Annotated in this window: 5 protein-coding genes; 3 read left to right on the forward strand and 2 right to left on the reverse strand. The window is 65.1% G+C overall.

Annotated elements, in window-relative coordinates; translation table 11 throughout:
• The first annotated feature begins 62 nt into the window (after positions 1-62).
• The 3 genes from D7W81_RS04700 to D7W81_RS41815 all read left to right on the forward strand — a co-directional run bounded on the left by D7W81_RS04700 (position 63) and on the right by D7W81_RS41815 (position 6395).
• A complete protein-coding gene (locus D7W81_RS04700; RefSeq protein WP_167508032.1) occupies positions 63-2390 on the forward strand; it encodes a Kelch repeat-containing protein in 2328 nt (775 codons plus the stop codon).
• Between the two features lie 1199 nt (positions 2391-3589).
• On the forward strand, positions 3590-4486 hold the full coding sequence (locus D7W81_RS04710) for a hypothetical protein (RefSeq protein ID WP_120554102.1): 897 nt from the start codon (positions 3590-3592) through the stop codon (positions 4484-4486).
• Between the two features lie 592 nt (positions 4487-5078).
• A complete protein-coding gene (locus D7W81_RS41815) occupies positions 5079-6395 on the forward strand; it encodes a PIN-like domain-containing protein (RefSeq protein ID WP_147445340.1) in 1317 nt (438 codons plus the stop codon).
• Positions 6396-7051: 656 nt separating this feature from the next.
• On the opposite strand, the gene D7W81_RS04715 is transcribed toward D7W81_RS41815, so the two are convergent.
• The gene (locus D7W81_RS04715; RefSeq protein WP_120554103.1) at positions 7052-8236 is read right to left on the reverse strand and encodes a serine/threonine protein kinase; all 1185 of its coding nucleotides are present in this window, start codon (positions 8234-8236) and stop codon (positions 7052-7054) included.
• A 176-nt stretch (positions 8237-8412) separates the two neighbouring features.
• On the reverse strand, positions 8413-8793 hold the full coding sequence (locus D7W81_RS42940; protein WP_208721162.1) for a hypothetical protein: 381 nt from the start codon (positions 8791-8793) through the stop codon (positions 8413-8415).
• Positions 8794-9299: the final 506 nt, after the last annotated feature.

The following is a 9299-nucleotide window of genomic DNA, read 5'->3' on the forward strand; positions in this document are numbered from 1 at the left end:
CGCTACAGTGCCCGCCGCTTCATTGCCGCGTGCGGCCTTCTGCCGTCAGACAAGGAAATCCCGTGTCTTCGTTGCGTTTGTCCGCAGTCCTCCCGCTCGTGCTGGCATTGCTCGCTGGCTGTGACTCCGAGCCCCCCACCAGCGTGCCCGGTTCGGGTGCGATGCAGCTGACCGTCTACACCGCAGCGGTCGTGCCCGGGGACGTCTCGCGCGTCACCGTCACCGTCTCCGGCGCGGACATGGTCTCGCGCTCCAAGGACCTGGTGCTCACCAGCGGAGCGTGGAGCGGAGTCATCAGTGACATTCCCGCGGGTCTCCAGCGAACCTTCGTGGCGCAGGCCTTCACCTCGTCCAACACCCTGCGCTACGAGGGGCGCGTCGAGGACGTCACCGTCACCGCCGGCGCCACGGGGCTGGTGACCCTCACCCTGCAGGATGTCTCCGGCCCACCGCCCTTCACCAACGAGGCGCCCATCCTCGACTCCCTGTTGGCCACGCCCACCACCGTGGCCCCGGGGGGCAGCGTCACCCTGACGGCCACGGCCCATGATCCCAACGCGGGTGACACCGTGAGCTACTCCTGGGCGGCTCCCTCGGGCAGCTTCTCCGCGCCCACCTCGGCCAATACCACCTGGACGGCGCCCACCCTGCAGGCCCCGGTGACCCTGGTGCTCACGGTGAGCGACTCGCGCGGCGCGACCCTGTCGGTGAACCTGACCTTGAATGTCTCCGCGGGCAGTGGCGCGAGCACCGTGACGGCGGATTTCAACGTCGCGCCCAAGGTGGTGACCCTGACGTCCACCCAGTCCTATCTGAACGTGGGCGCGCAGACGGCGCTGTCCACCTCGGCCACCGACGCGGACGGCGACCCGCTCAGCTATCAGTGGAGCGCCACCTGCGCGGGCAGTTTCACGGGCGCGAGCACCGCCACCGCGACCTTCACACCCTCGGCCCAGCCCACGGGGGCGTGCAACAACTGCCAGCTGAACGTGGTGGTGAAGGACGGCCGCGGGGGACAGAACACGGGCAGCCTGATGCTGTGCGTGTCCAAGGACGCCGTCGTGCGTGCGCCGCCGACGATGACCCGCGCCACCCAGTCGAGCAAGACGGCCACGGCCGGCCAGGTGCTCACCTTCGAGGTGAACGCCACGGATCCCGCGGGCCTGGCCCTGAGCTTCACCTGGGCGGCCAACGTGGGCACGAGCAGCCCCCCGAGCACGGGGGCCAACGGCAGCATCCTCACCTGGACGGCGCCCTCGTGTCTCAACACGGGCGTCACCCCGACCCTCATCGCCACGGTGGGCAACACCCTGGGCCTGAAGGCGACCCAGAGCTTCACGGTGACGGGACTGCCGGCGTGCCCCTCGGCCTTCTGGGCCGCGGCGAACCCCATGTTCGACTTCCGCAGCGACCACACCGCGGTCCTGCTGGGCAATGGCAAGGTGCTCGTGTCGGGGGGACGCAACAACATCTTTGGCAGCATGGAGTACTCGGAGCTGTACGACCCGACCACGGGCACCTGGAGCCCCGTCAAATCCATGCCCTCGAATCGCGGCCAACATGCGGCGGTCCTGCTGGGCAATGGCAAGGTGCTCGTCTCGGGGGGAACCAACCACACGGGCTATCCGGCGGCGTCGATGCTGTACGACCCGGCCACGAATAGCTGGAGCACCTCCGGCTCCATGGTCTCCCCGCGCGAGCGCCACACGGCGACGGTGCTCTCCAATGGCAAGGTGCTCGCCGTGGGGGGATTCGACGCCAGCGGCGTTGCGTCGGTGACGGAGCTGTACGACCCGGCCACGGGCACCTGGGCCCCGAGCGGCTCCACGGTCTTCCGGCGCTATGCCCATACAGCGACGCTGCTCTCCAATGGCAAGGTGCTCGTCACGGGGGGGAGCAACAACGTCGGCTACCAGGCGACGGCGGAGCTGTATGACCCGGCCACGGGCACCTGGAGCGCCACCGGTTCCATGACCTCGGCGCGCGGCTATCACGCGGCGACGCTGCTGCCCAATGGCAAGGTGCTCGTCACGGGGGGCGCGGGCAGTGCCAACCTGGCGACGGCGGAGCTGTACGACCCGGCCACGGGCACCTGGAGCGCCACCGGTTCCATGACCGCGCCGCGCCACTTCCACACGACGACGCTGCTCAACACGGGCAAGGTGCTCGCCACGGGGGGATACACCCCCGGTGGCAGTGGTCTCCCCTTGGCGGCGGCGGAGCTGTATGACCCGGCCACGGGCACCTGGAACGCCACCGGCTCCATGGTCCAACGGCGCGCCGAGCACACGGCGACGCTACTGGCCAATGGAAAGGTGCTCGCCCTGGGGGGATGGAGCGCCCAAGTAACCAATAGCGAGCTGCGGGCGGCGGACCTGTATACCCCCTGAAGCCCACCGGCTCGGGTGCCTGAGGTGGCGGCGGGGCTTTCCCCGCCGCTCACTGTCGGTGAAGGGGTTGCCGGCTCCGAGGCTGCCGCCCCCGCCGTTCCTCGGTTGACGCGAGGCAAAGCCGTGCTCGTGTCGAGGCTCCTCTTCGTCGTGTCCTGCGCGCTGCCCACCGTCGTCGCGTACAACACCGGCACCCGGGAGACGGATTCGATGTGGGGCCTGACCCTGCTCATCAACGGATGGATGGGCCCCATCGCGCCCCGCGCAGGGTGGCGGGAGCCGGAGCAGCCGACTCGAGCTGTCCTATCCCACCCTCGGCTTCTTCTGCTGGATGGGCAGTCTCGTGGTGGTTCCCGCCAGCGCCTCCATCCTCGCGAGGCGGGAAGCGGAGGCGAAGGCCGCCGCCGAGCCCCAAGAGGCCGTGGCGGATTCGATTCCCGCCGTTCCCAGGCGCGTTCCCACTGAAGAAGACGGCGGTGCGACGAAGGCGGCCGGAAAAGCAAAGGGCCCGGAACCTTTCGATTCCGGGCCCTTCTCAGTGGCGAGGAGTACGGGACTTGAACCCGTGGGCAAGGCGATAGGAAACCTCAAGCAGGACGCGCTGTTACCCGCCATCGCCTTGATTTCCCTCGGGTTCGTCATCCCGTTCCGTCCCACGCCGTGCCCCCATGTTCCGCCTCGCTCCACGTCGGAGGGGCACACTGGGGGCACATGCAGCCCAATCAGGTCAATCCGCTCACGGACGCAAGCGGCCAGGGTTCCCCGGTCTCCCAGGGCTCATGAGAAGCCCGTGGGAGGCTGACGGTAGTGTGTGCCCTGGCAAGGCGTGACTGGTGGGGAGGGGCAGGTGAAGGATCGCGGGTGCGCGTACCGGCGGAGACAGCCGGAGGGGGCGGTGCTGTACGAGGCTGTGAGGGACAACCTCGCCACACTGCTTTCTCGTCGCCGTATGTAAGGAGCGAGGGGTGTTCCCTCCTGCAACGCGATGGGCGCACAGGTGACGGCGGTGCACTTGGTGGAGCGGGTGCTGCCGCACGTGCCCTACCGGAAGTGAACGCTGTCTTTTCCGCACTGGGGCCGGTGGGGGCTACTCAAGGATGTGGGACTGCTCTCGGACTGCAGTCAGGTGCGGAGAGGTTTATTTGCAGTCGTCCGCCGGGCGCGTACCCTTTTGGCCTCCCCGAGCGCGAGCCCGTGCCATGAAGCCTGACATCCGCGTCCTCGCCGTCGAAGCCGGCGATCTGCTGAAGTCCGAGACGGCCCTCAACGAGATTGACCGCTTCGGCGCAGCCGTGTTCCGGGTTGCAGTCGAGCCCTTCCCCATGGTGGGCATCACCTCACAGCGGGCGAAGAGCATCTTCAACTGGCTCTGCACCGTTGGGCGCACGGAGATGGAGCCGACGGCTCGCTCTCAGGCGGTGCGCACCTTCCTTCACCAGTTGGCCCACCACAAACCGGAACTGTGCACCAGGCTGGACGATGCACTTCGCCGAGCCAGCTTCGACGTCCCGGGCACCACGGCCGCCCCTCCGGATGTCACTGCGCTCCAGAACGAGGAGCGGGCGAAGCGGCGCGCGCAGTTTGAGCGCACGCGGGGGGCCCTGCTGACGCGCTTCGAGGAACTGGCAACCTCGGGCTTCGCCCAGACGCGCGGCTACGCGCTCCAGGACTTGCTGAATGAGTTGCTCGCCCTGCACCAAGTGCCTGCGGCGAAGAGCTTCACCCGGAGCGAGGGTGGGGAGCAGATTGACGGGGCGTTCGAGTTGGACGGCTGGTACTACCTCGTGGAGTGCCGCTGGCGCCGGAAACCGGCCGATGGGCGGGACCTGGATGGCTTGCTCGGCCAAGTGGCGCGCTCGGGCAGGCAGACGATGGGGCTCTTCCTGTCGATGAACGGCTGGTCGCCGAACGTGGTGCCCCTCCTGAAGCAGAACCCAAACAAGTCCATCCTGCTGACCGACGGGGTCGACCTGTACGCCGTACTGAGCGGTGGCATCTCCTTCCAGGACCTCCTCAGGGCCAAAAGGAAGAGGCTGAACTTGGCGGCCGAGCCCTTCTACCCGTACCGCGAGATTGCGCTGGAGCACGAGGCGTAGGGCGCCCCTCAAGCGAGGGCGGAGCCGGGGCCGCAGGAGGAGAGCGCGTTGGTGGGCGCCAGAGTGGAGGAGTTGCAGAAGGAGCGCACGCCCCACATGGATTGGGCGGGACTGCTACACAGGCCGTTCGTGCTGGACGTGTTGACCTGCGTTCGGTGTGGAGGTCGGCGCCGGTTGCTGGAGTAACTGACGGCCCTCGACAGGGTAAGCGCCATTCTTGAGCACTTGGCTCTGCCTACGCGGCCGGGGTTCAGATGGCGCCAGCGCAAGGGCTGCACCAGAGCGCATGGTGTTGCGCCCCAAGCTCTCACGCTGCCGCACAAGCCCACGCCACTGCTGCCTGCCACCTGAGTGGGCCGCATAGGCAGGTGTGTACCCCAAGGGCTGCTCGGCTTCTGAACCGGTTCGGCGCACAGCCAGGAGGCATCCAGCCGCAGCTCTCCTTGGCGTCTATACACCTACCCACCACCCTCAACACAGCGCGTTCCTCCATTAAACACACCTCCATCACATCGGGGGTGTCCACGGAACCGGGGAACTCTCAAAAGAAGGAGCGGGCGCTTATTAGAACGCTCGGGTAGGTTACGCCGCCATGGCGGAAAAGGACTCTAAATACGATCCCCTTGTCATCGAGAAGGTGTTTCCTGCCCCAGCAGCCCTTCTGGTGGACAAGCAACCGGCAGTGAACGTCATGGCGAAGGAATGTCTGTTCGTCTTGGATGCGAACACGCTACTCGCGCCATTTTCAATCGGGAAAGAAAGCTTAAAAGACGTAAAGAAGGTCTTCGCAAGCCTAGTTAGCCAAGATCGTCTATTTCTGCCTGCGCAGGCAGTCCGTGAGTATGCCAAACATCGGGCATCAAAGATCGCGGACATCTACACGCACATTCAGCAGAAGCTCTCCTCTTTGCCGTCCAATCCTCAACCGCTGGCAATTCCCATGTTCGAGGATGTTCCGGCATACACAGCGGTTGGGGAGGGGGCCGACAAAGTGCGCAGTGCGGTTAAAGAGTACAAGTCAAAGCTGCAAGAATTGTTATCTCAAGTTCGGAATTGGCACGGCGACGATCCGGTCAGCACGCTATATGCGAGCATATTCCTTGAGTCTCATGTCATCGAGCATGGTAAGAACTTGGAAGACTTGTCAGTCGACCTTGAGCGGCGCACAACCCATGGCATTCCGCCGGGTTTCAAGGACAAGGCGAAACCGGACGGTGGGATTGGCGACGTGGCCATCTGGCATACAATCCTGAAGTTGGGAAGTGATCGGAAACGCGATGTCATCTTCGTGTCCAACGATGCCAAGCCTGATTGGATGGTCAGAGGGGGAGACGAAGGACTGTTTCCGAAATTTGAATTGATTGCAGAATTCCATCGTACGACAGGACATCGCTTCTGGATACTTCCGTTCGATCGGTTCCTTGAGTTGCTTGGTGCTGCGCCAGGAACTGTAGTTGAGGTCGCGTCCACCACGGATGTCCCGAGTACGTCTTTCGCAGCTAAGATAGCCAGTGACTTCCTCACGGCGATTGCGAATGTAGAAACACTAGACCTAGATGCCGTATTTCACCGGCTCCATGGTTCAATTATGGCCTTTCTCGGACCTGACGAGTCCGATGAAGACGCAGAGTATGAGTATATACACGACCAGCGTTTCAGCGCACTTGTGAAGCGATTCGGGGAGCTTCTGTCTGTGTACTTGGCGCAAAATGATCTGAAATTGGGACAGCCTAAAGCCCTTAAGAGGGTTCTGGCATTGCTGATTCGTATGGATGAATTGAATAGAGAAATCGCCTATCACGCTGCGCGCATGAAGAGGAGTACAACTAAACAGCAGCGTGAACTGCGCGAACTAGCCGAAGAATTCATTGAACTCCACATGAAGCTTACAACTGGGCTTCACTTTTAGACGTCTATACTGGAGGAGCACATTGGGAGTACATGGCGGGCTTTGCTCAATGCTCCGTCTTCGACCCGGCCGGGAGTATGACGCTCCTGTGAGTGACGGTGCGCGGCCCCTGTCTCCCACAGCTTGAGGGTACAGGGGCAGCCGAGTTGCGCGCGCTCCCCTCGATGCCCACCACGACTGCACCGGCACCATTCGCGGGGATGGGTGCCTTTTGCCACCGGGTAAGCTCCACTTCTTCCCCGTGGAGTCTACCGGCGACGCCCCCGCCAGCCCCCGGTGTCAGGGAAGTTGTCGCCTCGGATAACGTGCCGAGCTAGCGACGCCCTGGGGGCGAGAGCAGGCAGGACGAGGTGCCGTGCACGGATGGGCTCAAGGCGCAGCTGGTGAAGCCGATGGTGGGCTCGGCTTCGGTGAGTGCCGCAGCCTTGACCCGCCACGCGGTAGTCTCGCAGTTGACGCTGTCACAGTGGCTGCGCGAAGCAGATGGAGTGGCGGCCATAACGCCTCGCCTTCAGAAAAGAGGCCTGCGCCGAAGAAGTGGACGCCAAGGGAGAGGCTGCGCGTGCTGGCGGCGGCACAGGGTATGAGCAGCGAGGAACCGTGAGCGGTGCTACAGCGCGAGGCGTTTTCCGGGCTGTCCCCACGCCTGATGAAATTCACGCATCCTCTGTTGGAGTTTCGTCCGGGCTGCGCGTCTCGGCGACGGGAGGAGTGATGCCACCTTCGTCGTCCGATATCTCCAAATCCCAGAGCCTGTCACCTGCCTCTACGAGCGCCCGCTGAACCTCCCTCACCGCGTCTTCACCCATGTAGGGCCCCAACTGCGCCAGCCGCGCACGCAAGAGGCCCTCCAACTCCGATGCCGTGGCGAAGCGCTCCGAGGGCTCGGGCTTCAGCAGCGTGTGGAGGATGTCGCGCAGGGGCACAGACAGCCCTTCCGCCGCGCGCTCCACGTCCACGGAGCGGTAGGACATGGCACACCGGATGAGGTCCTCCGCGAAGGGAGGCAGCGTCAGCCCCAGAGAGGCAACGGACGCCGCCAGCACCTTCTCCCGCTCCACCCGCGACAGCCGCGCCTCCACCCCTTCCGCGAGCAGGTGGCCCGGGTCGTAGAGGTGTCGGCCGGTGGCGAACTCCAGCAGCGTCAGCCCCAGGGAGAAGAGGTCCGCCCGCGCGTCCACCTCGTCGCCCAGCAATGCCTCGGGCGCAGCATAGAGGACTTCACCTTGGGGCCTGGGGAAGGACGTCGCCACGCGTCCCGTCAGCCGGGAGAGGGCCACGCCGAAGTCCGTCATGCGCACCTCGCCGCGTGGCCCCAGGCGGATACGGCCCGGGTTGACGTCACGGTTGACGATGCCCAGCGGCGTGCCCGCTTCATCCGTGCGCGTATGCGCATGATCCAGCACTGCCGCCACCTCCGCGCCTACGTAGAGGACGAAGGACTCGGAGAAGTAGCGTCCGCGCGCCTGGGCCACCGACAGCAGCGTGTTGAGGGACAAGCCCTCCAGTTTCTCCATCACCACGCACAGCCCATGTGGCATCTCGACAAGACAATGGACGCGCGCGATGCGCGGGTGCTGAAGGTAGCGCGCGAGCCGCACCTCCTCCTCCAACCGTATCCGCGTGCGCTGGAAGCCTTCGGGCGGCTCTTCGCCTTGCGGCAGCGGGATGCACTTGAGCACCACGCAATCACCCAGCCCTTGGGGCGTTCTGACGAAGGCGAGCAGAACGCGCTCTCCGAGCCGCCCTACTCCCAGGTCCCGGAAGAATTCGTAGGAGGTGTCCCCCTGCGTGAAGAGCACGACACCGCTGGAGAGCGGCGGATCAGATGGATGGGCCATGCGGATACCCCCTTGCGACCGCGCGATAGGAGTTCGCGCGAAGGAATGTGCAAGGTAGGGCTCGCACCGCCCAAGGGGAACGACGCGGCGGGTTCAACGTTTTCCGAAATCCCTCGCACTCCGGGTGAGAAGGACCGGGCCTGAATCGTAAACAGGCGTTACGTCGGGCAGACGCCTCAACGCCAACGTTCGACGGCGATGCCGGCCAAATTACGGCGGGTCACGATCTCGCCCGGCTTGGACTCTTCTTCGAGAGTGGGCCAACCGGACTCATTCCGATCTCCCAATTCGATGCAGACCGGCACCCTCTGGCCATTCGGAAGTCGGGCTTCGGTGTAGCGAGCTAACAGCCGGTCCTTGTTCCCCGTCCACAGGTAGCCGGAAAGCAGCGTGCCCTTGGGGAGTGCGGTCACTTCGTCGGTATACACCTCGCCCGTCACAGGCCCCTCGCGGTAGACCCCAAAGTCCCCCATGCCCTTCTGACGCGCGTCCACCCAGAAGGGGACAGTGGCCTCCCTCTCCATCGCCAGACCGCCGTCCTTCTTCCTGTTGAACATCGCCCGGCGTGCGGCCTCGGGACATTCCGCAGGCTCGGGCCGAACCTGGGCTCCCGGGCACCCCAGCTGGAGGGCGGCTGCGGCCGTCAGGCCCGCGCACGTCTTAAGGAATCCACCCCATTGCACCGAGGGCCAGCCCTGAGAGACAGCCAAAGGCCGCGGTTTCCCGGAGGAGGGAGCGGGCGGAGACGATATAGGAGCGGGAGCGCGCTTCACGGGAGGACTTTCCTTCGGCTCGGGTGCGGACACGGGAGAGGCTACTTCAGGGGGCGTCGTGGCGGGCGCTGGAGGGGGAACAGGTGGCTTCGACGCTGGGGCCTCCTGCCGTGCGGAGGAGGGTGTTACCAGCGCTTGCTGTAACGCCGGACGAGACTCAGATGGAGTCATGAAGTGCCAGAGCATGAGACCGCCCACGAGCACGGCGAGCGCCACCACGAAGGCCCCTCGCGTGTTCGCGAGTCCAGGCCGGGCAACCGGGGCGGGCTCGTCCTGCGACGGGGCGGAGG

Source organism: Corallococcus aberystwythensis (genome assembly GCF_003612165.1).
Classification (GTDB): domain Bacteria; phylum Myxococcota; class Myxococcia; order Myxococcales; family Myxococcaceae; genus Corallococcus; species Corallococcus aberystwythensis.

Bases quoted from the DNA above. Each gene is read 5' to 3' on its own strand.
- D7W81_RS04710 (WP_120554102.1), top strand. From the start codon at position 3,590: ATGAAGCCTGACATCCGCGTCCTCGCCGTCGAAGCCGGCGATCTGCTG.
- D7W81_RS41815 (WP_147445340.1), top strand. From the start codon at position 5,079: ATGGCGGAAAAGGACTCTAAATACGATCCCCTTGTCATCGAGAAGGTG.
- D7W81_RS04715 (WP_120554103.1), bottom strand. From the start codon at position 8,236: ATGGCCCATCCATCTGATCCGCCGCTCTCCAGCGGTGTCGTGCTCTTC.
- D7W81_RS42940 (WP_208721162.1), bottom strand. From the start codon at position 8,793: ATGTTCAACAGGAAGAAGGACGGCGGTCTGGCGATGGAGAGGGAGGCC.